This window comes from Rhodobacter capsulatus, from assembly GCF_003254295.1.
Lineage (GTDB): Bacteria > Pseudomonadota > Alphaproteobacteria > Rhodobacterales > Rhodobacteraceae > Rhodobacter > Rhodobacter capsulatus.
Map to the genome: position 1 here is coordinate 1 of NZ_QKZO01000018.1, position 25,209 is coordinate 25,209.

Consider the following 25,209-nt stretch of genomic DNA (forward strand, 5'->3'; position numbering starts at 1 on the left):
GTCAGGGCTTTCCCAGCAGGTCCTTCAGAACCACATTGTCGAGCATAGCATCCGCCAGCAGGCGCTTGAGCTTCGCATTCTCGTCTTCGAGCTGCTTCAGCCGCTTGGCGTCGGACAGGTCCATCCCGCTATACTTGGCCTTCAGCTTGTAGAAGGTCGCGGGACTCAACCCGTGCTTTCGGCAGAGCTCGGAGGTCGGCAAACCAGCCTCCTGCTCTTTGATCATCCCGATGATTTGCGCCTCGGTGAAACGGCTTTTCCTCATGTCGTCTGCTCCTTCTCAGGTTGGGCAGACTCTACATCACAGCGAGGGAACTTCCGGGGGGCAGGTCACCACCGCTGTTCACTTCGAAGCTGTCACGACACCCTTCTCGATCATCTCCAACGCAGTCGCGAGCAATGACAAAGCCTCCTCTTGAGGGTCGCGTATGTTGGGAACCGTGAGCACAGAGCAGGACGAGCCGATCCATCTGATCGAAGAGGAAAGCACCGGGGATCGGTTCCTTGTTTACAGCACCGCAAAGGGCTTGCAGATCGACCTGCGTTTCGAGGGCGACACACTCTGGATGACGCAGGCACAGATCGCCGCGCTGTTCGGTCGTGACGTCTCCGCCATATCGCGCCATATCCGCAACATCCTCGACGAGGGGGAGCTGGATGAGGCGAGTTCTTTGCAAAAAGTGCAAACAACTCACGGGCGACCCGCGACCATCTACAACCTCGATATGGTCATCTCGGTTGGTTACCGCGTCTCGTCGGCGCAGGCGACGCTGTTTCGTCGCTGGGCGACAGGTGTCCTTGTGCAATACGCCCGAAAGGGCTTCGTGATCGACGCGCCTCGGCTGAAGGAGCCGGGGAACCTCGACCGCGTGCGCGAGCTTCGCGAGATCATCCGCGACATCCGCGCGAGCGAAGCCAACCTTTACGCCGAGTTGCGGCGAATCTGTTCGATGTGTCAAGACTACGACGGCTCCGACGAAGCGTCGCGGCAGTTCTTCCAGCACACGCAGGCCAAGCTGGTTCATGCGGTCGTCTCGATGACCCCCTCCGAGCTGATCCATGACCGCGCGGATCATCGTCTTGCAAACATGGGGTTGCAGGACTGGCCCAAGGACAAGATCCGCAAGCAGGACGTGACGACATCGAAGATCCGCCCATCGAGACGATGCTGAGCTCCGCGATTATGCCTTGGCGCCTTGGCGCCTCGGCGGGGTACCTTTCGCGCGTCAGACTCACGCAGCGAGTCGCTGGCTGCGCCCATAGCGTCGTCGGCTAGGGGTGTCGCCGAATGCGCGCGAGATTCACCAGCGACTCTCTCCGTGGCTCTGGTGACGTCCCGCGTGAAAGACCGCCCAGACGCCTCAGGGTCGATTGATGATCAACCCATCGCGCTCGGGGATCTCGATCTCCGCGCTCAGCGCCTGCGCCAGCCAACCTGCCTGTTCTGCCATCGCATCGCCAAGCGGTTTCAGACCCGGTCCCCGCATCGGCCCAATCTCGGCGACGGCGGCTTGCACGATCTCGATCAGTCGTTTGCGCAGCGCGGGCGTGAAGCGCGGAAAACCCAGCGCGCCGATGAAGTCCTCGAGGTCCGCCCCTGTGATCTCGTCGGTCATTTGCGCGCTTCCGATGTCAAACGCCAGCTGATGCGTCACCTCGCGGTCGATCAGCACCGGCGCGACATCATAGACCGGTGCCAGCTCGGGGCGCGCTCCGGTGTAAAGCAAGGCGTGGTTCTTCGCGTGGTTGTCGGTGTTGCCAAGGAGCAGGTTCACCAGCGTCACCTCGAGGAAGGCCTGACGCGCGCGACCGGGGTTCGCGGTTTGCGCCAGCAACGCGCCCACCGAGCGCGCCTCGAAGCGGTGGCTGTCAGGGCTGTTGCGCTGGTATTTCAGATGCGGACCAAGACCGAGCGCCTGGGCGAAATCCTCCTGATGCAGGCGATGCACGGTGCTACCCGCGTGCACCCGGTCAAAACGGGTGACCAGCAGACCTTGCAGATCGCCTTCACCCAGCATCACCGTCTCGGCGACCGGGTGACGTTGCATCCCGCGCATCAGGCTCATCAGCACATGTTCCTGTCGCACCAGCGCCATTTCGGACGGTCGGGGCACCTTCAGGATATGGGTCGTCGGCACGTTCAGCCCGCGCTTGGGCAGGCCGAAGCGACCGTCCGCAAGCTGCGTCAGTGCGACCTTGCCCTGAACCCCAGCCAAGGGGGACGGATCGCGGGTGTCCTCTGGCAGACGACGGCGGTCGCGCAGTGAGATCATGATGCGGGTCAGATCCTCGGCGTCGAGCGCGTCATAGTCGGTGGCAAGATCGCCGGGCGTTTTCGCCGGACCTGCCCCCATCGGAACGCAGGAGATCGCACCGGGACAATCGGCGCCCAGATGTTCCAGCTGTCCGACAATGTCGGTCCAGTCGAGCCGGTAGCGTTGCAGGATCTGGTCGCGCTGCGCATTCTCGAAGAGCAGGTTCGAGAAAAAGGCGCGCGTCACCGCATCGCCGAAGGGTTCCTCGCGCAGAGGCAACGACAGCGACAGCGGATGGGGGAGCGCGTCAGTGAGATAGGCAAAGCCGAGCGCGCCATCGTCGAACCGGGTCAGACGCCCGATCGGCTGCGCGCAGGCTTCCAGAAAGACGTCGAGGTCGAGCCGGGGCATCTTAGGCTCTCAACGTGATCTGCAAGCCGAGATCGCGGCAGATCTGCAGCACAAGACCGATGCGGGCGGTTTCCTTGCCGTTCTCGATCGCACTGAAGGTCGCCGCTGAAACCCCGCTTTGCATCGCGGCCTCGGCCTGACGCAGCCCAAGCACCTGCCGACGCTCTCGGATCGCCTGCCCGAGCTCTGCGACGGTGGAAACGGAGATGATGGCGGCCATGACTGTATCAACGATCGTTGAGGTTGGAGGTCAGGATGCCCGGCTTCGCGCCTTGCGTCAACGATCGTTGAAATGATTGCAGCAGAAGGAAACCTTGGGGGTGCATCTCAACGATCACCGATATCGGGCGCATGACCTTCACGCGCTTCGGGCCCTTTTCAGCTATTGGTGGTCGCAACGATCCTTCGCGGCATTCCTGTCCGCAGCTTGTCCGGGGAGATGGTCAAAATCCGCGCTTCCAACGACGCCTTCGGTGAGTTCGCCAGAGCCGGTTGAACAGTCCAAAACAGGTTGCGCTTGGTTGCGGTTTGGTTGCGCTCAGGTTGACAAACGCCTTCAAAACCCTCGAATTTGTCAACTTTCCAATGTCATTGGTCAACCTCGGAGCCCATTTCCGCAACCTCCAAGCCCAATAAAATAAGGGGTTTCGGCTCTCAGGGTTGACAAAATCCCCAAAAACTTTTTTTCCGCTGGTGACGCGGACCGCAGGACGGGCCATCCTCAAACGAAATCCTCCTCGACCGGAACGAAATTCCCGCAAACAGGTGTCTGAGCGCCATTCCCACCGACGATTGCAAGGACGCAGATTTCGATCCGGAGGTGGTGGTCCCGCTCGCGTTTCCTGCGCCGAGCCTCGTGATATGATGATAGCTCATCAGCTGAACAGCTCTTCAGCTATATAGATGACGCGGCGAAGGACGGCTTGTCTCCGGCTCGAACGGAAACCCTCCGGCAAAGACTGGCTCGAACCTGCCCCGACGGAAAAGGGCCGCGTGTATAGAGGCGCAAGCGGTCACGAATGACAAGGGGTTCGCCGCCGCGGTCACGCCTCCGCGCGCTGCCGCGCCAGGGTGAGGAAGGCCGTGAACCCGGCCGAAGCGTTGCGCCGCCCGGGGTAATAAAGGCTGAAGCCGGGGCGGTCCGGGGTCCAGTCCGTCAGCAGCCGCACCATCCGCCCGGCGGCGATGTCTTCGGCCACATCCGCTTCGATGAAATAGCCGATGCCTGCGCCGTCGAGCACCGCGGCGCGGGCGATGGCGGGGTCGTCCACCGTCAGCCGGCCCCGCGCCTCGAAGGGCAGCGCCCGGCCGTCTTTTTCGAACGGCCAGCGCAGCAGCGCGCCATTGGGCAGACGCACGCGCAGGCATTGGTCGGGGTCCAGATCGGCGGGCGAGAGCGGGGCGGGATGCCGCGCCAGCCAGCCGGGCGCCGCCACCACGGCATGGCGCGCGGGGGCGCCGAGCGGCAGCGCGATCATGTCGCGCGGCACCAGATCGGCGGGGCGGATGCCCAGATCGAAGCCTTCGGCGACGATATCGACCAGCCGCCCCTCGGTCACCAGATCGACCTGCATCTGCGGGTGGCGGCGCAGGAACTCCAGCACCAGGGGCGCCACGGCCCGCCCGCCCTGCGCCGAAGCATTGATCCGCAGCCGCCCCGAGGGGGTTTCGCGCTGCGCCCGGACCCTCTCCATCGCGGCGCGGATCTCGGTCAGCGCGGGGGCAACGCGGGCGGTGAAATCGCGCCCGGCCTCGGTCAGCGACACGCTGCGGGTGGTGCGGTTGAACAGCCGCACCCCCAGATTTGCCTCCAGCCGCGCGATGGTCTGCGACAGCGCCGTGGTGGACAGCCCCAGATCCAGCGCCGCCGCGCGGAACGACCCACGCCGCGCGATCGCCTGCACCGCCTCCAGCGTCTTGAGCCCGGCCTCCATGATTGTCCCGATTCTGTCATCATCAGATGTCGAATTATCCCGATTATCGGGCGGCGCGTCGAGGCCTATGCTGCGGTCAGACAGCACAGGAGCCCCCGATGATCCCTCTTCCCGCCCCGATCCGGACCTATTTCACCGCGCAGGCGCCGCAGGAGGGCGCGGCCCTCGCGGCGGCCTTCGCCCCCGAGGCCACCGTCGAGGACGAGGGCGCCCGCCATCACGGCCCCGAGGCGATCCGGCAGTGGTGGCTGGCCGCCAAGGCGAAATACCGCCACAGCGCCGAACCGCTGGAGATGGTCGAGGAGGACGGCAAGACCGTGGTCCGCGCCCGCGTCAGCGGCGATTTTCCGGGCAGCCCGGTGGTCTTGCGCTTCCGCTTCGGCCTGACGGGGGATCGCATCCGCGATCTGAGGATCGGCGGATGACCGGCTTTCTGAGCCTGCAGGGCAAGCGCGCGCTGATCACCGGCGGCACCCAGGGCGCAGGCGCGGCCACGGTCGCGCTGTTTCGCGATCTTGGCGCGCAGGTGCTGACCACCGCCCGCGCCCGCCCCGAGACCCTGCCGGAAACGATGTTCGTCGCGGCCGATCTGAGCACGGTTCAAGGCTGCGAAAGGGTCGCCAGGGCGGTGCAGGATCGCTTGGGCGGGCTGGATATTCTGGTCCACATGCTGGGCGGCTCCACCGCGCCGGGCGGCGGCTTTGCCACCCTGGGCGAGACCGAATGGCAGGCCGAACTGAACCTGAACCTGATGCCCGCGGTGCGGCTTGACCGCGCGCTTTTGCCCGGCATGGTGGCGCAGCGGGCGGGGGTGGTGGTGCATGTCACCTCGATCCAGCGGCTGATGCCGCTGCCCGCCGCCACCACCGCCTATGCCGCCGCCAAGGCCGCGCTGTCGGTTTACAGCAAGAGCCTGTCGAAGGAGGTGGCGCCCGCGGGGGTGCGCGTGCTGCGCGTGGCCCCGGGCTGGATTGCGACCGAGGCGTCGATCCGGCTGGCCGGGCGGCTGGCGGAGGCGGCGGGCACCGACCTTGAGAGCGGCAAGCGGATGATCATGGACAGCCTCGGCGGCATCCCGCTGGGCCGCCCCTCGACGCCGGAGGAGATTGCAGACCTGATCGCCTTCCTCGCCTCGGACCGCGCGCGCAGCATCACCGGGACGGAATATGTGATCGACGGAGGGACGGTGCCGACCGCCTGAGAGCTGGCGGCCCCCCGTGCGACGCGTCGTTTCGAAGACACCACGGGCAAAGGCCGCATCCCGCCTGACAGAGGGAGAGGGGCCGGGGTTACGCCGCCAGATCATCCAGACTGACGCCGAGCGCATCGGCCAGGGCGCGCAATGTTGCGATCGTGCCCTGCTTTCGGCCGGTCTCGATCTCGGCCACGGTGACCCGCTTCACGCCCGATCTTTCGGCCAGCGCCGCCTGGGTAAGACCTGAGGGCGGCGGCATGATCAACGGGCAAGCTTGGCGACGCCGCAAATCTGTCCGGGAAATGGGGACCACCGCACAGCATCCTTTTACGGCAGGTGATGCGGCACGGGGGCCGTCCGGCGCAAGGCGCTTGCCCAGAGTTCCAGAAGCGCGGGATAGGCGATGATGTCGTAGCCGTTCCATCCGGGCAATTCCGCGATGCGCCCCGTCGCGACCGCGGGAACGGCCGCCGCCGCGGGCACGGCCGAGAGGGCCGCGTCAAGCGCCCGACGGGCGGCGGCCGGTTCGCCCGTCAGCACGATCATCTCCGGCGCAAGGGCGGCAAGTTCCGCCCCGTCGATCGCCGCGCGCGCCGCCCCGTCTTCTGCCATCCCGTCTTCTGCCGCCCCGTTTGCCGAAGGCCGCGCGGCATTTTCAAGACCGAGCCGCTCCAGAAGGTCGCGCGATATCGGGCTTGCGCGCAGTTCCTGCCGCAAGACCCCGTCCGGCCCGGCAGAGAGCACCAGCGTTCTGGGCCGTGCGGGCAGCGGCAACAGCGTCTCGACGCGCGCCAGCGTCGCCTCGCGCTCCTGCAAAAGCGCCTCCGCCCTGGCCCCCCGGTTCAGCATCTGCCCGATCTGATAAATGAAAAGCTCGTCGCCCAGCGTGTAATCGGCGATCTCGATCTTCACATGGTTGACCGCGATCAGGCCGCCTTCTGCCGTCATCAGCGGCATCAGCCGCATCGGGTCCTGCAAAAGCTCTGCCGCCGTGGTGGCGCCCGTCTGCTCGACGAGGATCCGCTCGGGCTGGGTTTCCAGAACCGCCACCAGAATTTCGCAGCTGTTCACATCCGCCATCACCCGCGGCGAGCTCAGCGCCAGCGCCCCCGACGGCAGCTGCGCCATCTCAGTTGCGGCATCGTTCTGCCGCAGGGAAAAGGCGCGGCTCTCGACCCCGAGATGACGCGCCACCGCCACCAGCCGGTCGCCCAGCAGGATGCTCGGATCAAGCGCCGCAACATTGGCAGGCAGGGGGGCGGTGAAGCCCGGGCGCAGAGGATCGGCTGCGGGGGGCGGCGTGTGGGCGGCGCAAGGCATCACGGGGAAAGACAGGCTCAGGGCAGAGAACAGGCACAGGCGGGCGAGGCGCATGGCAAACTTTCGTTTATGAGGGAGGGGCCCTGTCTTGCCTGGCGCCGGCTGGGGAACGGGTCGGGCAACCCTGCCTTTGATCGCGGGGAAAGGTCAAGATCCTCTGTGCCGCATCTTGAACTGCGCGCGCCAAGCCGTTAACGACAGCTTCGACGCCAGCCTCAGCCAGCGAAAGGTCGCAACCCTTTTGCCGCCCTGGGGGCATGATGCGCAAGAAACCCGGACTATTCCTTTTGTTGACGTGCCCCCTGGTTCCGGGGCTGCTGCTGGGCGGGCCCGTCCTCGGTCAGGCGGTGCCGGAGACCGAAAGCAGCGACACGGCGACCCTGGCGCCGATCGTCGTGCGCCGCCACAAGGCGGGCGAGACCGAGACCTCGGAAGGCGCGCAGGAGGTCGAAAAGGGCGAGATCGCGCTTTTCGGCGGTGTTTCGGGCGATGTAAACGCGGCCATCGCGGCGCTTCCCGGCGTGCAGGACGAGACCAGTCGCACCGTGGACGGCGCCTTCGACACCGGCACCAATTCCGACACCAAGCTCAACCTTCAGCCGTCCAGGCTTTCCATTTCCGGCGGCTCGGTCAACGAGAACCTGTTCATGATGAACGGGGTCAGCATTTCAAGCACCGTCGCCGCGGAGCCCTTCGCGGCGACGCCGCTCGACAAGGCCGATGGCAGCACCGGCATCAACACGATCTACGGCCTGCATCCGCAAAGCCAGTATATCCCCGAGGCCTTCATCGAGAAGGTCGAGGTGCAAACCTCGGACATTTCGGCGCAATACGGCGGCTTTCAGGGCGGGGTGGTGAATTATCGCCTGCGCGAGCCCTCCGGCGAAAAGCGCGGGCTTTACACCTTTGGCTATACGTCGGACGCGCTGACGCATTACAGCAACGGCACCCCCGAGGGCAGCAATCCGCTTGGCCGCAGCAAGCCCGAATGGACCCGGCGCGAGATCGGCTTTGAATATGAAACGCCGCTGAGCGACCGCACGGCGCTGCTTTTCTCGGTCAGCCGCAACGCCGCCTGGGGGCGCAAGCAGCTTGATTATCAATATCTCGGCGACGATGTGGACTCGGACTCGACCAGCGATTTCGCGCGTCTTGCCCTGCGCCATCAGGCCGATGACGGCGGCGTCTTTTCGCTGTCGGCGGCGGCCACCGATTACGATCAGGATTGGGCGTCGAATTACGCCTGGGGCTATACGCTGGCCACCCGGACCCGGGCGCGCAACCTGACCGCGCAATACGAAAATACCCTTGGCCTTTGGGACATGAGCTCCAGCCTGACCTATGCGACCAATGATTTGGAGAATGACAGCAACGTCGATTACTTCGCCAACTGGATCGGGCGCTATTATGACAACACGACGCTTGATGGTGCGCTGGACTGGTGCAATGTCGGCGCGCTGACCACGGGTTATGTGTCCTGCATGGAGGGGGGCTTCACCGGCGACAAGCGTCTTGACGACGACACCTTGCGCGCCGACCTCAAATTCAGCCGCGCCCTTGCCGGGGGCGAGCTGCGCTTTGGCGCGGCGGTGCAAAAGACCCGCGCCAGCCGCAGCCGTCTGAAAGACACCACCGCCTATGCCGCCTTCAACCGCAATTTCAGCGGTGTCTGCGCGCCGGGCGATGCCTTTTGCAATGCCGATCAATATGCCTGGATCAAGGTGATCTATCCCGCCTATGCGACGACGGTCGAGGCGCACAAGCTCGAGGCCTTCACCGAATGGGAAAAGAGCTGGGACAGGATCGATCTGCGCGCGGGGCTGCGGCTGGACCGCAATGACGTGCTGGACAACACCGATGTTGCGCCGCGCCTCTCGCTGGCCTTCCGGCCCAACGAGACGCTGCGCTTCGATCTGGGCCTGAACCGCTATTATTCGGACGATTATCTGGCCTATGCGATCCACGACAACACCCCGATCGCGATCAACCAGATGCGGTTCAGCCCGACCGGGGATTGGACCTATTACGATTTCGGCCATTACCGCTATACCCAGCAGGGGCTCGACACCCCCTATACCGACGAGATCAAGCTGGGGATGACGGCAGATGACCCCTGGTCCGAGGGCGTCTGGCGGCTGACCCTGCTGGATCGGCACGGCCGCGACCAGTTCGCCCAGGCCGCGCGCACCGGCGCGGATGGCAGCGACATCAACTATCTGACCAATGACGGCACCAGCCGCTATCGCGAAGCCAGGCTGGAATACGACCGGGTCTGGGACCGGACCCGGCTGCGCAATCTGGACAGTGTCGGGCTGCGCGTCTCCGGGGTCTTCGCCGACAACAAGACCTCGGCCAGCAGCTATTACGACACCGACGACGCGCTGAACGAGCTTGATCTGATCTGGTATCGCGGCACCTCTTACAGCCGCGCGGAATTCAGCGAGCTGACGGGCAATTACGATATTCCGGTGCGCGCGCAAGTCGAGCTGCAGACCAGCTGGAAGGACGGGCAATACGGGCTGGGCATCGGCGCCGACATCAACTTCGCCTATGACGGGGTGCGCGACACCGATGTCGATGAAACCCACACCAACCCGACCTATGGCGACCGGCCGCACAGCGTGTTCGAGGATTACCGCTTCAAGACCTATGCGCAGATCAACCTTTCGGCGCAGGCGCGGATCTTCACCGATGGCGACCGCGAGGCCTATCTCAAGCTGAAGATCGCCAACCTGCTTGATGACAGCGCAGGCCCGTCGACGCTGCAAAACCCCTGGGTCGAGGGCCGCAGCGTCTGGTTGGGCACGCAGGTCACCTGGTAATCAACGCGCCCCCGACGCAGCCGTCCGGGGGCGCCTTTCAAACGCGAGGCTTCCATGTCGTTTCGTCTCAACCGCCGCGGCTTCATCGCGGGCGGGATATCGCTTCTGGCACATGCCGCCGCGCGGGCCGATCCGGCCCCGGTGTTCCGGTTCGACCCGATCGGCGGCGGAGAGCCGATCGAGCTGGCGCGCTGGCGCGGCCATCCGGTTCTGGTGGTCAACACCGCGTCTCACTGCAGTTTCAGGGCGCAGCTGGGCGATCTGCAGCAATTCCACGAGGCATGGGGGCCGCGCGGGCTGCGCCTGCTGGCGGTGCCCTCGGATGATTTCGGCAAGGAATTCGACACCGCCGCCGAAACCAGGGCCTATTGCGAAACCGTCTGGGGGATGACCGTGCCGATGAGCGAACCTGTCGTTCTCCTTGGGGAAGCGGCGCATCCGTTTTATCGGTGGCTGCGCGAGACGCGGGGGTTCGTGCCGAACTGGAACTTCAACAAGGTGCTGCTGGACGGCGCGGGGCAGGTCGTGACCACCTGGGGCGCGCCGGTCAAGCCGGGGTCGGAGGAGATGAAGCGGATCATCGCGCCGCTGCTGACCTCCTGAATGCGGCGATGAAGGCGCGCGGCTTCCTGATCTGTCCGGGCAAGCTGACCCTGGTCGAGAGCTTCCGCATCGGTTGCATCGGCCAGATCGACCCCGAGATGATGAGCCGCGTCGTCTTGGCGGTCGAGGACTCGCTGCAGGATCTGGGGGTGCGCTCGGCCGCCCCCCGCCCGCGGCGCTGGCGCAGCGGATGCCGGGCTGATCAGCGCGCCCGCAGCCGGTCGAGCCAGGCGCTGATGCAGGCCAGCGCCGCCGGTTCGTCCAGAAACGGGATGTGGCCGCGGTCGGGCACCTCGGCAAAGATCATGTCGGGGCGGCGGCGGCGCATCTCGGCCGCCGTCGCAGCCGAAAGCACGTCGGAATTCGCGCCGCGGATCAAGGCAAGCGGCAGGCCCGCGCAGGCCTCAAACAGCGGCCAGAGATCGACCGGGGGCGCGGCCATCGCCACCTCGAAGGCCTGACGCAGCGCGGGATCATAAAGCAGCCCGACACCGTCGGGGTCCTGCAGATAATGCCGGACGGCCTCCTCGGCCCAGCGCGCGGGCGGCACATGGGCAAAGCCGGGCATCGCCGCCGCCATCCGGTCGGCCACCTCGGCAAGCGTCGGCACCGTCGGGCGCAGGCCGATATACTGGCCGATCCGCTCCAGCCCGGCGCGTTCGAGCACCGGGCCGACATCGTTCAGACACAGACCGGAAAGCCGCCCCGGCGCCGTCGCCGCCAGCACCATCCCCAAAAGTCCGCCGCGCGAGGAGCCGATCACCGCCACCTGCGGCAGATCGAGGTGGTCAAGCAGCGCCAGCACGTCGCGGGCCTCCTGCGCCACGGTGTAGCTTTCCGCCCCGGTCCAGTCCGAGGCGCCGCGGCCGCGACTGTCGAGCCGGATCAGCCGCACGTCGCCGGGCAGGTGATGCGAAAGATAATCGAAATCATGCCCGTCGCGGGTCAGCCCGGCCAAGGCCAGAAGCGCCATCCCCGCGCCTTCGTCGCGATAGGCCAGCCTTGTGCCATCCTCGGTCCGAAAGTCCCGCATGCTGCCTCCCGCTGTCGGCTCCCCGGGACAGCATCGAAGCGCCGGGCCGGGCTGTCAAGCAGGCCGCTCAGCCCAGCCGCATCTCGGGAATGTCGCCGGTCACGATCAGCGCCGCTTCGGTCGCCGCCAGAATGGCCTCGACCGCAACCCCGGGGGCGCGTTCGCGCAGCAAAAGCCCCGCCGCGGTCGGTTCGATCACCGCCAGATCGGTCACGATCAGATCGACCCGGCGCAGCGCGGTCAGCGGCAGCGTGCAGAAGGGCACGATCTTCGATTGTCCCTTTGCGGCATGCTGCATCGCCACCACGACCCGCGCCGCCCCGGTGACAAGATCCATCGCGCCGCCCATGCCCGGCACCATCGCGCCCGGCACTTTCCAGTTCGCCAGCTGCCCGGCCTCGTCCACCTGCAAACCGCCCAGCACCGTCATGTCGAGATGCCCGCCGCGGATCAGCCCGAAGCTCATCGCGCTGTCGATCGAGGCCGCGCCGGGCACCGCCGAAACGAAGCCACCGCCCGCATCGGTCAGATGCGCATCCTCCATCCCCTCGGGCGGAGGCGCGCCCAGCCCGATCACGCCGTTTTCGGCCTGAAAGAACACGCCAAGCCCGGCGGGCACGAAGGCCGCCACCAGCGAGGGCAGGCCGATGCCCAGATTGACCAGCATCCCGGGCCGGATTTCCTGCGCCACGCGGCGTGCGATCAGCTCTTTCGCGTCCATTCCCGCCTCCTTCACCTTGCCCGCACCAGCAGATGATCGACCAGAACCCCCGGCGTGCGCACCGCATCGGGCGGGATCACCCCCACCGGCACGATGCTTTCGGGCTCGGCGATCACCGTATCGGCGGCCAGCGCCATCACCGGGTTGAAGTTCTGCGCGGTGAATTCATAGATCAGATTGCCGACATGATCGGCCTGCCAGGCGCCGATCAGCGCGAAATCGGCGCGCAGCGGCAGTTCCAGCAGATAGGACCGGCCCTCGATCTCGAGGATCTGCTTTCCTGCCGCAATCTCGGTGCCCAGCCCGGTGGGCGTCAGCACGCCCCCAAGCCCCATGCCACCCGCGCGGATCCGCTCGACCAGCGTGCCCTGCGGCACGAGATCGACCGCGATCCGCCCTTCGTTCAGGCCGCGCTGGGTGTCCGGGTTCAGCCCGATATGCGAGGCGATCACCCGCGCCACGCAGCCAGCCGAGATCAGCTTGCCGATGCCAAGCCCCGGCCGTGCCGTGTCATTGGCAATCACCGTCAGCCCGCGGGCGCCGCGCGCCACCAGCGCATCGATCAGCCGCAGCGGCGAGCCCACGGCGACGAAGCCGCCGATCATCACCCGCGCGCCATCGGGAATGCGCTCTGCCGCCGCCTCGGGGGTCAGGGCGCCCTTCATGCGACGCTCCTTTCGCCGAGGCCCAGCGCCGCGCGGGCGGCGCGGGCGATCACCAGTTCTTCGTTCGTCGGAATGATCATCACCATGGTGCGGGCGAAATCCGAGGAAATCACCGTCGCGTTTTCGCTGTTGCGGGCGTGGTCGATCTCGATCCCCATCCAGCCCAGCCGCTCGCAGATGCGCTCGCGGATCAGCCGGGAATTTTCGCCGATGCCGCCGCAAAAGACCAGCGCGTCGATGCCGCCCAGCGCCGCCGCCATCGCCCCCACCTCGCGCTGCGCGCAGGAGACGAAATAGTCGATCGCCTGCCGCGCCTCGGGCGTGCCCGCCGCTTCCAATGTGCGCATGTCGCTTGAAAGGCCGGAAATCCCCAGAAGACCCGAGCGGCGATAGAGCATGTCGGAGATCTCGTCGGCGCTCATGCCGCGATGCTGCATCAGATAAAGCAGAACCCCCGGGTCGATCTGGCCGCAGCGCGTGCCCATCGGCAGCCCATCGAGCGCGGTGAAGCCCATCGTCGAGGCGATCGACCGGCCGTCTTGCAGCGCGCACATCGAGGCGCCATTGCCCAGATGCGCCACCACCACCCGGCCTTCGGCCAGCTGCGGCGCGATCTGGCGCAGGGCCGTGGCCACATGATCGTAGCTCAGCCCATGAAAGCCGTAGCGGCGCACGCCCTGATCGTGGAACGCGCGCGGCAGGGCAAAGGCATCGTTGACCCAGGGGTGATGGCGATGAAAGGCGGTGTCGAAACAGGCCACCTGCGGCACGCCCGGAAAGGCCGCCATCGCGGCGCGGATACCGGCCAGATTGTGCGGCTGGTGCAGCGGCGCGAAAGCGGCAAGGGGGTCGAGCAGCGCCAGGATCTCCTCGGTCACCGTGACCGGGGCGCTGAAATGATCGCCGCCATGCAGGACGCGGTGGCCGATGCAAAGAAGCGTCAGATCGGGATGCGTGCCGCGCAGGCTGGCGACGACGGTTTGCAGCGCGGCTTCATGCGTCGAAAGATCGCCCGCGACGGTGGGCATGTCCTGCCCGAACGGCCCCTTGAGGTGAAAGACCGCCGCGGGGCCGATCGCATCGACCAGACCCGTGGCCATCGGCCGGTCGCCGGTCAGCGGATAAAGCGCGAGCTTGAGCGAGGACGACCCGGCATTCAGCGTCAGGATCGCCTGCGTCATGGTTTGCGCTCCTGCGGGGCCGCGCCATTGCCGCCGCGACGGGCTGCGCGGGCCGGGCGCGACGCGGCATCGGGTTCGGACAGATCCGGCACTGGCTCGGGCTGCGGTTCGGGCTGCGGTTCGGGTTGCGGCAGCGGCACCGCTTCGGAAGGGGCCGCGCCAAGCTCGGGCCGGGGGGCAAGGGGCGCAAGGGCCACGGGCAGCGCATCCGACATCTGCGGAGACAACGCGGCGGGCACGGGAACGGGGGGCGGCACCGCAAGCGGGTCTTCGGTCACGTCCACCGTCATCGGCTCCACCCCCAGCACGGCCTCGAACCGCGCCAGCATCGCCTGCGTTTCGGGCAACATTTCCGCCACCGCGCCGGGGATGTAGCGCACCACGCGCAATGCCAAGGCCCGGTCCTGCGCCTCGGGCAGCAGCTTCGGCAGGGTCTCGACCGCGCGTTCGGGCTCGAAAGTGGCGATCAGGGTCTGCTGATGGATGATCAGCGCCCGCCGTTCGGCGCCAAGCGCGCGGAACGGCGCGTCGCGCGTCAGCACCCGGGCCGAGCGTTCCAGCCGGTCGCGCCGCACCTGACCGCGGTTTTCCGCCAAAAGCACCAGCATGCGGATCACCGCCTCGACGAAGCCGCCCTGCTCGATCGCGTAAAGCGCTGCGACGACCTCGGGCAGGGCGCGCAATTCCTCCTGGCTTTTCAAGGTGCGGCGCGATTCGTGCTTGGCGCCGAAGGCGCGCGCCCAGGGGTTGCCCCAAAGGCTGTGAAAGGCCAGTTCCGCCGCCATGTCGCGGCTGTCGCGCCAGAAGTCGATCATCTGCTCGGTGCCCTGCACCCAAAGCGCCTCGGCGGCCAGAAACGGATTGGCGGGATGCGCCTTGGTGCGGACCTTGCGGACCTGCTCGGCCGCCTGCTGCAGCGGCGCCATGGCCGGATTGCGCGAGGAGATCAGCGCCCGCGACAGCCGTTCGGGGTGCAAAGCCCGGCTCAGTTCGGCCGAGGTTTCGGTGACAAGGCTGCGCAGAACCGGGCGCAGCAGGGTTTCGTAAAGCTGCGCCTGCACCTCGGAGACCCGCGCCACCGCCGCAAAGGGCCGCTCGTCCGCCTGCCCGTCGTCAAGCGCGCGGATGTCGTCAAGCGTGCGTTCGCAAAAGCCCACGGTGAAATGCTTGCGCCCGTCGGTCTCGGTCACATCCTCGATGGTCATCTCATAGAGCCCGGGGGCCAAGGCCTCGATCGTCTTCAGCGTCGAGGCGACCTCGGAATGTTCGCGGTTGGCGATCTTCGAGGAGACGAAGATGCCCAGATGGCCGACTTCCTCATGCACCATGTAGACGATGCGCTGGCCGCGGATGCGGATTTCGGCAACATCGGCATAGGTCGCGGCGATCCAGTTCAGCGCCTGTTGTGGCGGCGTGATGGTGTCGCCGTGGCTGGCGAAGACGATGATCGGCGCGCGGATCGCCTTGAGATCGACCGGGCGGCCCGGCTCGATCCGGGCCTCGTTCTTCACCAGCCGGTTGCCGACGAAAAGCTGCTCGACGATCCAGCGGATTTCCGGCTCGGCCAGCAGGAAGAACCCGCCCCACCAGCGTTCGAAATCAAGGAAAGCGGCCTCGGCCGTGTCGATGTCGCGGTAAAGATCGGTGTATTTGCGAAACAGCGTGCGCGACGGGTTCATGAGTTCGAAATTCGCCACCAGATGCGCGCCGTCAAAGACCCCGCCGCCCAGATCGGAGAGCATCATGGGAATCCAGGTGCCGCCCGCCAGCCCGGCATTGTAGCGCATCGGATTTTCGCCGACGCGGCCCGACCATGTGGCGACCGGGGCGCCATTGATGACGACCGGCCCGGTCAGATCGGGGTTCATCGCGGCGAGCAACAGGCTCGCCCAGCCGCCCTGACAATTGCCGATCACCACCGGACGGGCGCTCTCGGGGTGCAGCCGTATCACCTCGCGCACAAAGGCGGCCTCGGCGCGGGTGACATAGGACAGGAATTGCCCCGGCTCGGGGGCGCGGCGAAAGGCGACGAAATAGACCGGATGGCCCGCGCGCAGCGCTACGCCGACCTGACTGTCGGTCTTGAAGCCGCCGATGCCGGGGCCATGCCCGGCGCGCGGGTCGATGATCACATAGGGGCGGCGGCGCGGGTCGATCTGCACGCCCTCGGGCGGCAGGATACGCAACAGCATGTAGTTCGAGGGCAGGGGCAGATCGCGCCCATCCATCACCTGTTCGGTGTCATAGACCAGAACCGGCGGGCAGCCCTCCTCCTCATGCTCCAGAAAGATGTCGCCGCGCCGGCGCAGCGCGTCAAGGCTCAGCACCAGCCGCTCGGCGGCGTCGCGCTGATATTCGACCCAGGCCTCGAAGATCGAGCGGCTTTTGCCATTCTGATGAAAGGCGTCGATGACCGCTTCGGCCTGTTGCATCACCTCTCCCAACCGGGCCGCATGGCCGTGGACGATCCGGCCGCCGTGCCGCTGCAGCGCGGTCGCCAGAATCTCGCCGGTCTCGGCCGTGCCCTCCAGCTCCGCCGCCGCCGTGGCGATCTGTTGCCGGGCCAGCCCCAGCAGGTCGTCGGCGGGGCCGGGCACGGCGTCGGCACGGGCGGGGTCGGTGTAGTCGAAAACGCTGACCATGATGGCCTCCTCAGGCGGTGATGGAATAGCCGCCGTCGATCTCGTGGATCCCGCCGGTCAGGTTCTTCGCCTCGGGCGCGGCCAGAAAGGCGGCCATCGCGCCGATGTCGTCAATCGTCGCCAGATGATGGGTGGGGGCGCGCTCGGCCGCCTCGGCCATCATCTCGTCGAAATGGTCGATGCCGCTTGCGGCGCGGGTGGCCAGCGGCCCGGGCGAGAGCGCATGCACCCGGATGCCCTTTTCGCCCAGTTCCGCCGCGGCATAGCGCACGGCGCTTTCCAGCGCGGCTTTCACCGGCCCCATCAGGTTGTAATGCCGCACCACCCGGGTCGAGCCGAAGAAGGACACCGAAAGACAGGTGCCCCCCGCCGTCATCAGCGGCTCGGCCAGATGGATCATTCGCAGGAAGGAATGCACCGAGGTGTCCATCGCCAGCGCAAAACCGCCCGCCGAGCAATCGACGACCCGCCCGTGCAGATCGGCCCGCGGCGCGAAGGCGATGGAATGGACAAGCGTATCAAGCCGCCCCCAGCGATCGTCGATCGCCTCGAACACCGCCGCAAGCTGATCGGGCTCGGCGACATCGAGCGGCATCATGATCTCGGCCTCAAGGTCTTCGGCGAGCGGGCGCACATGCGGCTCGGCCTTGTCATTGAGCCAGGTGACAGCAAGATCGGCGCCCTGTGCGCGCAAGGCCCGGGCAATGCCCCAGGCAATCGAATGTTCGTTCGCAATCCCGACGACGAGCGCCTTTTGCCCTTCCAAAGAAAACATCGGCGAACCTTTCCGTTCAGAGGTCATTATCACGGTGCGCCCGGGCCGTGACGGGAAAATATCGAAGCGGTGACAGAAATGAGTCTGCAGTGCGGCAATTTCGGCGGTGGCACCCGGTCAGCCCGACGCGCGCTTCAGAAAGGTGACGATCCGGGCGGGGAGTTCGGGCGCAAGGGTCAGCCGGTTGCGGGCGTAATTTGCGGGTCGCCGGTCGGATCGGGTTGAAAGAGGGGGGTCAGCCCCGGCAGGATCTCGATCTCCAGCCCCGGTTTCGGCGCAAGGCGACGCAGGGCGGCGGCATTCTCGGCCGCATCGATCCGGGAGTCGCTGCCGCCGTAAAGCGCCAGACCCGGTCCGTCAAACTTCCCGATCAAGGCCAGCGGATCCTGGCGGACGGCGTCCCCCCCCAAGGCGCGGCCAGAGTGGCGGCATAGGCCCTGCGCACCTCGGGCGGCAGCGGTGCAAGCGCCGCGGCGAGCCCGGGGCGGGCCGCGGCCAGATCGGCCAGCGCGGCCTCGATCCGTGGCCAGCGTGCAGGCCCCGCCAAGCTGCGGACGTGGTGGGCAAGGAGGATCGGCAACGGCGGCAGAACCAGAACCTGCCAATCCTCCCGGGGGCCGCCGTCAAGCACCAGAAGCACCGTCAGCCCCAGCGCAAAAAGCGCAAGACACCCCACAGCCGGGGTCAGCCGCGCATCTGCGCCACGCCCCCGCAGCCAGATTGCGAGCGCGGCCATCGCCGCCATTCCCGCGAAAATTCCCGTCATCCGTCCCCCCGCGCCAAGGCAGAATGCGGGGAAGTCGGACCGGGCGCAAGCGCGGCCCGGCGTCCGGCCCCTTTGGATCGGTCGCCATCCGCGCCGGATCCGCCGAAGATCACGGCACATCCAGCCCGGAGGTCCCGTGACAGCACCGAGACGGGCGCGCCACCATCGGCGATGTAGACCACATCCCGACCGAGGTTTGGGTCGGCGAAGAGCAGCTCGAGCGCGGTTTCAAATGCGAGCGACATATTTACCCTTTCCTGTGGAAGATATGTACACTATGTTTCCACCAGACAGGAGGCCGCCATGGCACACCCTCGCAATCTTGCTCCCGCCCCGGATCGCAACGCGGTCCTGACCAAGGCCATGCTTCGTGCCGCCGAGCGGCTGGGTCTGTCCGGACGGCAGCTTGCCGAAATCGTCGGCGTTTCCGAAGCCACGGTGTCGCGCCTCAAGCGCGGCGAGGCCACGCTCGAGGCCGGGTCGAAGCCTTTTGAACTCGCCGCACTTCTCGTTCGCGCGTTTCGCTCGCTCGACGCCATCACAGGCGGCGACGAGGCGGTAGCCCGCGTGTGGATGACGGCTGCCAACGCGGCCCTTGCCGCATCTCCACTTGAACGGATGGCGACTGTGCAGGGACTTGTCGATGTCACGACTTATCTTGACGCCCGCCGCGCTCCGGTCTGAAGCGCGGCCCTTCCGGGGTCAGGCGTGGCGGTTTGTCGAGGCCCAGCATCGGGTATCGACCCTGAAACTCGTCGACAGCCTCGCCGAACAGGCCGCGCTGGAGGACATTCTGGAAGAGACAAAGCCGCCGGTGCCGGACGCGTGCTGTCACCTCGACTACCTGTTGTCCACGCCGTTTCGCTATCGCCCCTATCCGCACGGCTCGCGGTTCCGACGCGCCGGATTGACGCCCGGCGTCTGGTACGGCGCCGAACGGCCCGAGACAGCGGCGGCCGAGATGGTGTTTTATCGGTTCCTGTTTTACGCCGAGAGCCCCGCAACCCCGTTCCCCGACGATGCGGCGGACTACACCGCCTTTCGCGCTGATCTGGCAACGCCGGTTTCCCTGGACCTGACAACCGGTGCGCTTGCCGCCGATCACGACCTCTGGACCCATCTGACCGACTACGGCCCCTGCCAACAGCTTTCTGATGCCGCCCGCGAGATCGGGGCCGAGGTCATTCGATACGCATCGGTCCGCGACCCCGAAGGCGGCGCAAATCTTGCAGTGCTGACCTGTCCTGCATTCGCCGCGCCACAGCCGGTGGACCGCCAGACTTGGCGCATCCGCATCGGCCAGAGCGGAGCGCAGGCCATCCGTGAGCACCCCAAACTCGGCCTCGAGTTCGGGCGCGACAGCTTCGGCACTGATCCGCGCCTGGCTGGCATGAACTGGGACCGCCCGCGCGCCACGTAGCTGACGCCAGTCACGTCCGCCGCGGACCGCAGCACCTGCGGGCGGGTGCAGATCGGCAGCGGGTTGCTTTCGATCTCAAGCCGCACCCATTCGTCGCGATCCCGGTCAGGGATAATCCGGGCGTAGAGAGGCTGGCCCAGCGTGTTGAGCGTCTCGAACGTGTCGGCGGGGGCGTGGTAGATCTCGAACAGCCCCTCGACGGCTTCTGGGTAGAACACCGCCTTGTCGGTGGCGACACCAAAACCCGCCCCGCCCCGGTAGCGGCGGAAGGTGATGCCGCCGAAGCTGACCTCGTCGGCGATGCGCGACCGCAGATCGGCAGCGGCGGCGGTGTTGAGGTAGGTTTCGCGGACCTCCTTGTGCGCCACCAGATCGGCGAAGAAGGCCGAGCCGCATTCGGCACGCAGTGCGATGGCACCGGTGGCAAGGCCGCCCATCGTATCTTCGACGCTTTCGATCAGCGCCTGGCAGCGTTTTCGCAATGCCCCGGAGGCAGGCGTCGCGTTGTCGAGATCAAAATCCACCTCGGTGGCCGGAGTGATGCCGAATTCGGTGAAATCGTTCACCACCGTGGCACCATCGCGCGGGTCCTTCACCAGCCCTTGGATGCCATTGAAGAGGTGATACTCGAACGTGGTTTCGGCGTCGTTGCGCAGTCGACCGAGTTTGCGGGCGACTTCGGCCTGCACCTGCTGGGTGGCAGATTCGCTCCCGAAGTCGCGCACCTGCTGGATTTCCGAGGCCCAAATCACGTCCTGCTTCTTGAACTGGCGGCAGACGAAGGCCCGCACATCGCGGCGTTCCGGGGTCTGCTGGTCGTAAGCCGAGCCGCGTTCGGAGAACGGGATCAGCGACAGCGTGCCGTCGCGGGACTCAATCACGACAGTGCGCGAGCGGACGCCGCGCGGCCCGAACAAGCCTGACGCCGACAGGGTGGCGGGTTGGTAGGGAATGTTTTCCAGCGCGCGGGTAAGTTCGATGATCGAGAAGGCATCGCCTTCGAAAATGTCCATGGTGGCCATGAGGTGCCTCCTGATTTGGGTGTTAACGAACGAGGATGCCGAGTGTCAGCAGGGCAGCGTAGGCAGCGGCAATCTGCGGCGCAGTTGGCGTACCGAGGATGCTGATCTCATACTGGTTGACGATGGCGGGGCCGCGGATCAGCACAACGGCGTTGGTGTCGCCACTGCTGGCATCGACGCTGTCCCAGAGGATGGCTGCTGCCGTCTGGGTGCCGTTCGAGGCGGCGGGGTCATGGGCCGCGTATTTTCCCGAAGCGGTGATCTTGCCCAGAATTGTGCCGGGTTGGAGGTCGCCGGAGGCCAGGATGACGGTGCTGCGGCAAAAATCGCGCAGCGCTTCCCAGACGAGGAAGCCGCCCGCGTGGCGGGTTTCAGTAAGCGTGGTCATGGGGTTATCCTTTCAAACGGAAGGTGCGGGCGATGACATCGCCCCAGGGGCGCGCGCCAGAGGGTCGGCCGGGTTGCGGGTGGGCGGCGGAAATGTCGGGCACGGCCTCGGCGCGGGTGGCCAGCAGAGCAGCGCGGACATCGTCGATACCGGTGTCGCGCTCTAGAAAGCGGCCGGCCATCTGCGGTTGCCCGGCGAGGCGACAGAGATCGACGACGGCACGGGCGTGGGTCAAAACTTCGGTAGCCGCCACCAACATCGGCGGGGCTGGAAAACTTCACGTCCTCCCCTGGCAAGAGCACCTGCAGGGTGCCCGGCTCGAGGCTGACAGTTGCGCCGCTGTCATCGGTAGCGAGGGTCTCCCCCATCAACGGTTCTTCCGTAGCGTTCTTGGTGATGAAGCCAGCGAACATCGCAGCCGTCTTTTTCCGGTCGAGTTCCGCGTCGTCGTATTGATCCAGAAGAAACAGTCGCACCATAGCGGGTGCCGCATGCGGCAAGCCCCGGATCTGCCCGGCATCAATCGGCCTGTAGATGTGCAGCACATCCTCGGCCGGAACGCGCACAGTTTCGGTCTGCGGCGTCGGCCATAGGGTTCCTTGCGCACCAGCCGCTCGTTCATCTGGTTCAACTCAACCCAGCGCCTCGCCACCTTGTCGATCAGCTTGCCCGGAAGCGCGGGGCCATTGCGCAACTCGATCTCCAGGCGACGCTGGGTGCTGTCCTCATCGGGCCGATGCATCAGCAAACCGGAGGTATAGAAGCCGCGCAGCGCGCTGGCGCCGGAGAGAGCGAGGAAGGGATCGTCCTTGACCTGATGCTTGGCCGCCTTGCGGGTGTGGTGAGCGAGGATGACGCCCGCGTCCGGATTGACCGCTTCGCGCAGAACCTCGACACGGTCCTTCAGGAAAAACATCATGGCGGTGTTGTCGTTTTCGCCGCCGCCTTCCGGGCCGCCATCAAAGAGGTTGCGGATCGGATCGATGACGATCACGTCGGGCGGCGCGTCAGGGAAAGCCGCCCGGATCGCCTCGGCGATGAGGGTGACGCCGTCGGCATCCAGCAGCAGCTTCAATTTTGGCGTGGCGACAAAGGTGTCGCGGGCAGCGGCGATCATCTGATGGCCGATGTGGATGACATCACCGCCCGGCTCAAGGAGCGTGTGCCCGGTCTGGGCGGGCGCGCCTGGGGGGCGGCCGAGTTCGGCGCCTTGACCGCCACGGGCCAGCTGCCGCAGGCGACCCCCGCCGCCCATGTCATCCCCACCGGGATCAAGGGCGGATCGCAGACCCCCCGCACCGCGGCCTATGTCCAGTCGATCGAGCGGCTTTATTCCGTCGTCCTGACCGTCAAGGCGGGGGATGCCTCGGGCGCCCGGGCGCTGCCGGTGATCGGCGAGCTGATCGCCGCCATCATCGCCGCTTTGGCGGGGTGGGACTGGGGCGGCCGCGTCGGCGTGATGACCTTCCGCGGCTGCACCCTGAGCCGCGCCGTCGCAGGCGCCTTCGTCTACGACATCTCGTTTTCGATCCCCGATCAGCTGAGGTTCGCCCCCACATGAGCAAGAGCAAAACCACGCCCGCGCCGTCCGTCCAACCCTACCCCGACCGGGGCGGATCGTTCGTGCTGGATGAGGGCAGCATGACCCTGACGCCCGTGCCCAAACCCGGCGAGACGGCGGATGACACCCCCGTTCAAGGCCCCGTTGAAACCGACGTTGAAACCGGGCCTGAGCCCACCCCCGAGCAGGAGCCGCAGTGATGTCCGACCGTCTGACCCGCCGCGCCGCCGTCATGGCGAAAGTCGAAGCCGTCTACGGCACGGCCGAAACGACCTTTGCGGCCACCCGGGGCGACGCCATCGCACTCAGCCACGACGTGCTCAGCCGCGTGCAGCTCGCCGCCCGTGTCAAATCGGTGCAGGGCGCGGCGGTCGAGATCGATGACGTCTTTGCGATGACCGCGGGCGAGACCTATGCCTGCCGCTTCCGGGTTTTCGAGACCGAGGAGGATACGGTGGGCATCTCGGTCGTCCGGCCCGTGATGACCCTGCCGGGCGAGACGCAGATCCTGACGCTGACCGGCTCCGGGCCGATGCCGGTTGTCGGTGATCTCGTGCATGTCGGACCGGCCCGCGTCGAGAGCTACGCCCAGATCGTGACGCGGATCGAGGCGACGCAGGACATGTGCGCGATCGTGCGCACCGTCGATGCCGCGCCGCAGATCGACACGATCCTGGCGGCCACGCCGATCCCCGCCTGGTCGAGCCGCGTCGGGGCCGAGATCGACGACAACCTGCTGCAGCCCTCGGCCCCGCGGTTTGTGGCGCTGACCTCGGGCCTCGCCGCGACGGGTCTGGCCAACAGGATCAGCTATGCGGTCGCCCCCGGCACCGGGTCGGTGCCGACAATCGAGATCGGGCTGGATCACCGGATTTCCGGCGCCGAGAGCTGGAGCAGCACCACGATCCCGGTGGCCAATGGCGGCGGCACGATCGACAGCTACACGCCCGGGCAGTCGGTCGATCTGCGCGCCCGCGGCATCGGGGCGACGGGCGTCGCGGGGCCATGGTCTGCGACGATCACAATCGTGGTCGGGTCGGCCGACGCGGCACTGCCCGCCGCGCTTGATGCGGCCTCGATCTCGATCACGACGCTGCTGGGCGGGGCTCTGATCCAGTTTGCCACCGGCGATGACGCGGCGACGGCACGGGTGCAGATCTACCGCTCGATTACCAGTCTGCTGGACCGCGAGACCGATGCCGTGGGGGCGCCGATCGCGGTCGAGCCCGGGCAGAGCTATGCGACGACGCTCGGCGACACGACCCGCACCGACCTGATCGTGGGCGGCGGGCTGGAGGCCGCTGGCAGCTGGACCCTCGGAACAGGATGGACGATCTCGGGCGGCGTTGCGGCGCATGCTGCGGGGGCTGCGGGCCGGATCTCGCAGGCGGTCGCGCTGACCGGCGGCAAGTATTACCGGATCGGCTACGACGTGGTCTCGATCTCCGGCTCGACCGTGCAGGCGGGTCTGATCGGCGCGACGCTGCGCCCTGGCACCTCGGTCGCCACGACAGGGCCGAAACTGGACCGGATCCAGGCGGTCAGCGGCGGCACCGGCATTGCGATCAGCGCCGAGGCCGGTGCCGCCGCGACGATCGACAACGTCCGCGCCTATCTCGAAACCGACGCCTGCCTGGAGCAGGGCGCCCATCACATCTGGATCGAGCCGCAGAACGCCGCAGGCGTTCCCGGCCCGGTTGCAGGCCCCTTCACCATCATCATCACCTGAGGACACGCATGACGACTGGCGTAAATACCACCAACCTCGTGACCGCGGCCCTGCTCGACAGTGTCCTTGGCAATCGCAATGGCACTAGCGCCAAGGCGTCGATCGCAGATCTGGCCGCGCAACTGGCCGCCTCCGGGGCGCTCGCTGACCGGCTCAACGATCTCGATGCTGCCATGGCGGGCAAGCCGTTCGTGATTTTCGTCGCGGGTCAGAGTAACGCCGCGCGCCGTGTGGCCTATGCCCCGTTCAGCCCCCCGCCTAATCTCTATATGTGGAGCTATACAGGCACGGCCCTGTCTGCCGCCGCGGCGACCACGACGATCGGCACGTTTCAAACCGGGGCGGCCATTGCGGGCACGAGCAACTGGGGCACGATGATCGGCGCCAGGGCCGCGATCGAATATCCGACGCGGCCGGTCTTCGTGATCAATATCAGCCGCGGCGGTATCCCGATTGCGCAATGGGACGCCGCCGCGGCTGATCCGAACATGTGGACCGCAACCCTGGCCAACGTGCCCGCCGCGCTCGCCGAAATCGCGGCGCTGACCGGCCAGACCGTGGACCGCATCGACGTTGCCTACTGGTGGCAGGGAGAGGCCGATGCCTCGAACGCCGCTGGATATCCGGCGCTGCTGGACGCGCTGATTACGCGTTTCCGGGATCTCTCCTGGTTTGGCCGAACGGCCCCGGTGATTTGCTCGGGGCTCTCGCCATACTGGTTGACCAATTTGGAAAGCATCATGGACCTGGCCATTCGCATGGCAGT

The 25,209-nt window shown here is 66.7% G+C and carries 25 protein-coding genes and 3 pseudogenes; 10 read left to right on the forward strand and 18 right to left on the reverse strand.

What is annotated here, in order from left to right:
- Positions 1–7: 7 nt before the first annotated feature.
- Positions 8–265, reverse strand: a pseudogene (locus LY44_RS17205) (transposase); the annotation flags it as partial.
- 163 nt (positions 266–428) lie between these two features.
- Here LY44_RS17205 and rhuM point away from each other — a divergent pair.
- Positions 429–1,172 (forward strand): RhuM family protein, encoded by a 744-nt coding sequence (gene rhuM, locus LY44_RS17210; protein WP_055211419.1) that lies wholly within the window; start codon positions 429–431, stop codon positions 1,170–1,172.
- 189 nt (positions 1,173–1,361) lie between these two features.
- Here rhuM and LY44_RS17215 read toward each other — a convergent pair whose 3' ends face one another.
- From LY44_RS17215 to LY44_RS17225, 3 genes are all read right to left on the reverse strand, one after another.
- Positions 1,362–2,666, reverse strand: coding sequence for a type II toxin-antitoxin system HipA family toxin (locus LY44_RS17215; RefSeq protein ID WP_055211417.1), 1,305 nt, complete (start codon positions 2,664–2,666; stop codon positions 1,362–1,364).
- A 1-nt stretch (position 2,667) separates the two neighbouring features.
- Positions 2,668–2,886: a helix-turn-helix domain-containing protein gene (locus LY44_RS17220; RefSeq protein ID WP_055211415.1), complete on the reverse strand. Its 219-nt coding sequence runs from the start codon at positions 2,884–2,886 to the stop codon at positions 2,668–2,670.
- Positions 2,887–3,709: 823 nt separating this feature from the next.
- On the reverse strand, positions 3,710–4,600 hold the full coding sequence (locus LY44_RS17225; RefSeq protein WP_055211413.1) for a LysR substrate-binding domain-containing protein: 891 nt from the start codon (positions 4,598–4,600) through the stop codon (positions 3,710–3,712).
- A 101-nt stretch (positions 4,601–4,701) separates the two neighbouring features.
- Here LY44_RS17225 and LY44_RS17230 point away from each other — a divergent pair, with 101 nt between their 5' ends.
- Both LY44_RS17230 and LY44_RS17235 read left to right on the forward strand, forming a co-directional pair.
- Complete coding sequence (locus LY44_RS17230; protein ID WP_055211423.1) at positions 4,702–5,025, forward strand: nuclear transport factor 2 family protein; 324 nt, start codon at positions 4,702–4,704, stop codon at positions 5,023–5,025.
- Positions 5,022–5,801, forward strand: coding sequence for an SDR family oxidoreductase (locus LY44_RS17235; RefSeq protein WP_055211411.1), 780 nt, complete (start codon positions 5,022–5,024; stop codon positions 5,799–5,801). Before LY44_RS17230 ends, LY44_RS17235 begins: the two co-directional genes overlap by 4 nt.
- An 88-nt stretch (positions 5,802–5,889) precedes the next feature.
- Here LY44_RS17235 and LY44_RS18500 read toward each other — a convergent pair whose 3' ends face one another.
- Complete coding sequence (locus LY44_RS18500; RefSeq protein WP_223230693.1) at positions 5,890–6,219, reverse strand: helix-turn-helix transcriptional regulator; 330 nt, start codon at positions 6,217–6,219, stop codon at positions 5,890–5,892.
- Entirely contained in the window at positions 6,123–7,169 is a 1,047-nt protein-coding gene (locus LY44_RS17245; RefSeq protein ID WP_055211409.1) for an ABC transporter substrate-binding protein, read from the reverse strand. Before LY44_RS17245 ends, LY44_RS18500 begins: the two co-directional genes overlap by 97 nt.
- A gap of 236 nt (positions 7,170–7,405) precedes the next feature.
- Here LY44_RS17245 and LY44_RS17250 point away from each other — a divergent pair, with 236 nt between their 5' ends.
- Together LY44_RS17250 and LY44_RS17255 are read left to right on the forward strand one after the other, a co-directional pair.
- Positions 7,406–9,937 carry a TonB-dependent receptor gene (locus LY44_RS17250; RefSeq protein WP_160320045.1) on the forward strand — a complete coding sequence of 844 codons (2,532 nt, stop codon included), beginning with the start codon at positions 7,406–7,408 and terminating at the stop codon, positions 9,935–9,937.
- A gap of 54 nt (positions 9,938–9,991) precedes the next feature.
- A complete protein-coding gene (locus tag LY44_RS17255; protein ID WP_055211406.1) occupies positions 9,992–10,540 on the forward strand; it encodes a glutathione peroxidase in 549 nt (182 codons plus the stop codon).
- 202 nt (positions 10,541–10,742) lie between these two features.
- On the opposite strand, the gene LY44_RS17260 is transcribed toward LY44_RS17255, so the two are convergent.
- From LY44_RS17260 to LY44_RS17295, 8 genes are all read right to left on the reverse strand, one after another.
- Positions 10,743–11,573 carry an alpha/beta fold hydrolase gene (locus LY44_RS17260; RefSeq protein WP_055211404.1) on the reverse strand — a complete coding sequence of 277 codons (831 nt, stop codon included), beginning with the start codon at positions 11,571–11,573 and terminating at the stop codon, positions 10,743–10,745.
- 67 nt (positions 11,574–11,640) lie between these two features.
- Positions 11,641–12,294 (reverse strand): 3-oxoacid CoA-transferase subunit B, encoded by a 654-nt coding sequence (locus tag LY44_RS17265; RefSeq protein ID WP_055211402.1) that lies wholly within the window; start codon positions 12,292–12,294, stop codon positions 11,641–11,643.
- A gap of 11 nt (positions 12,295–12,305) precedes the next feature.
- A complete protein-coding gene (locus LY44_RS17270; protein WP_055211400.1) occupies positions 12,306–12,959 on the reverse strand; it encodes a CoA transferase subunit A in 654 nt (217 codons plus the stop codon).
- Positions 12,956–14,140: an acetate/propionate family kinase gene (locus LY44_RS17275; RefSeq protein ID WP_055211398.1), complete on the reverse strand. Its 1,185-nt coding sequence runs from the start codon at positions 14,138–14,140 to the stop codon at positions 12,956–12,958. Before LY44_RS17275 ends, LY44_RS17270 begins: the two co-directional genes overlap by 4 nt.
- Positions 14,137–16,782, reverse strand: coding sequence for a DUF3141 domain-containing protein (locus LY44_RS17280; protein ID WP_055211396.1), 2,646 nt, complete (start codon positions 16,780–16,782; stop codon positions 14,137–14,139). The genes LY44_RS17275 and LY44_RS17280 overlap by 4 nt, the downstream gene beginning before the upstream one ends.
- 10 nt (positions 16,783–16,792) lie before the next feature.
- Complete coding sequence (gene fabI / locus LY44_RS17285; RefSeq protein WP_055211421.1) at positions 16,793–17,557, reverse strand: enoyl-ACP reductase FabI; 765 nt, start codon at positions 17,555–17,557, stop codon at positions 16,793–16,795.
- Positions 17,558–17,733: 176 nt separating this feature from the next.
- Entirely contained in the window at positions 17,734–17,931 is a 198-nt protein-coding gene (locus tag LY44_RS17290; protein WP_146707278.1) for a hypothetical protein, read from the reverse strand.
- Positions 17,928–18,323 carry a hypothetical protein gene (locus LY44_RS17295; RefSeq protein ID WP_188323853.1) on the reverse strand — a complete coding sequence of 132 codons (396 nt, stop codon included), beginning with the start codon at positions 18,321–18,323 and terminating at the stop codon, positions 17,928–17,930. The genes LY44_RS17290 and LY44_RS17295 overlap by 4 nt, the downstream gene beginning before the upstream one ends.
- Before the next feature lie 303 nt (positions 18,324–18,626).
- On the opposite strand from LY44_RS17295, the gene LY44_RS17305 reads away from it, so the two are divergent.
- Both LY44_RS17305 and LY44_RS17310 read left to right on the forward strand, forming a co-directional pair.
- Positions 18,627–19,007, forward strand: a complete 381-nt coding sequence (locus LY44_RS17305) for an MbcA/ParS/Xre antitoxin family protein (protein WP_055211390.1) — start codon at positions 18,627–18,629, stop codon at positions 19,005–19,007.
- On the forward strand, positions 18,967–19,743 hold the full coding sequence (locus LY44_RS17310) for an RES family NAD+ phosphorylase (RefSeq protein WP_081024486.1): 777 nt from the start codon (positions 18,967–18,969) through the stop codon (positions 19,741–19,743). The genes LY44_RS17305 and LY44_RS17310 overlap by 41 nt, the downstream gene beginning before the upstream one ends.
- 32 nt (positions 19,744–19,775) lie before the next feature.
- Here the strand turns inward: LY44_RS17310 and LY44_RS18385 are convergent.
- The 4 genes and pseudogenes from LY44_RS18385 to LY44_RS17325 all read right to left on the reverse strand — a co-directional run.
- Positions 19,776–20,765: pseudogene (locus tag LY44_RS18385) on the reverse strand (major capsid protein); the annotation flags it as partial.
- A 22-nt stretch (positions 20,766–20,787) separates the two neighbouring features.
- Positions 20,788–21,153, reverse strand: a complete 366-nt coding sequence (locus LY44_RS17320; RefSeq protein WP_055211387.1) for a head decoration protein — start codon at positions 21,151–21,153, stop codon at positions 20,788–20,790.
- A gap of 4 nt (positions 21,154–21,157) precedes the next feature.
- Positions 21,158–21,412, reverse strand: coding sequence for a hypothetical protein (locus LY44_RS17755; RefSeq protein WP_055211385.1), 255 nt, complete (start codon positions 21,410–21,412; stop codon positions 21,158–21,160).
- 31 nt (positions 21,413–21,443) lie between these two features.
- Positions 21,444–21,719 (reverse strand): annotated as a pseudogene (locus LY44_RS17325) (phage portal protein); the annotation flags it as partial.
- A gap of 554 nt (positions 21,720–22,273) precedes the next feature.
- On the opposite strand from LY44_RS17325, the gene LY44_RS17335 reads away from it, so the two are divergent.
- From LY44_RS17335 to LY44_RS17350, 3 genes are all read left to right on the forward strand, one after another.
- Positions 22,274–22,714, forward strand: a complete 441-nt coding sequence (locus LY44_RS17335; protein ID WP_055211381.1) for a phage tail terminator protein — start codon at positions 22,274–22,276, stop codon at positions 22,712–22,714.
- Between the two features lie 199 nt (positions 22,715–22,913).
- The gene (locus LY44_RS17345) at positions 22,914–24,443 is read left to right on the forward strand and encodes a phage tail protein (protein WP_223230695.1); all 1,530 of its coding nucleotides are present in this window, start codon (positions 22,914–22,916) and stop codon (positions 24,441–24,443) included.
- A gap of 8 nt (positions 24,444–24,451) precedes the next feature.
- A partial coding sequence (locus tag LY44_RS17350; protein ID WP_146707279.1) for a sialate O-acetylesterase occupies positions 24,452–25,209 on the forward strand: 758 nt, incomplete at its 3' end.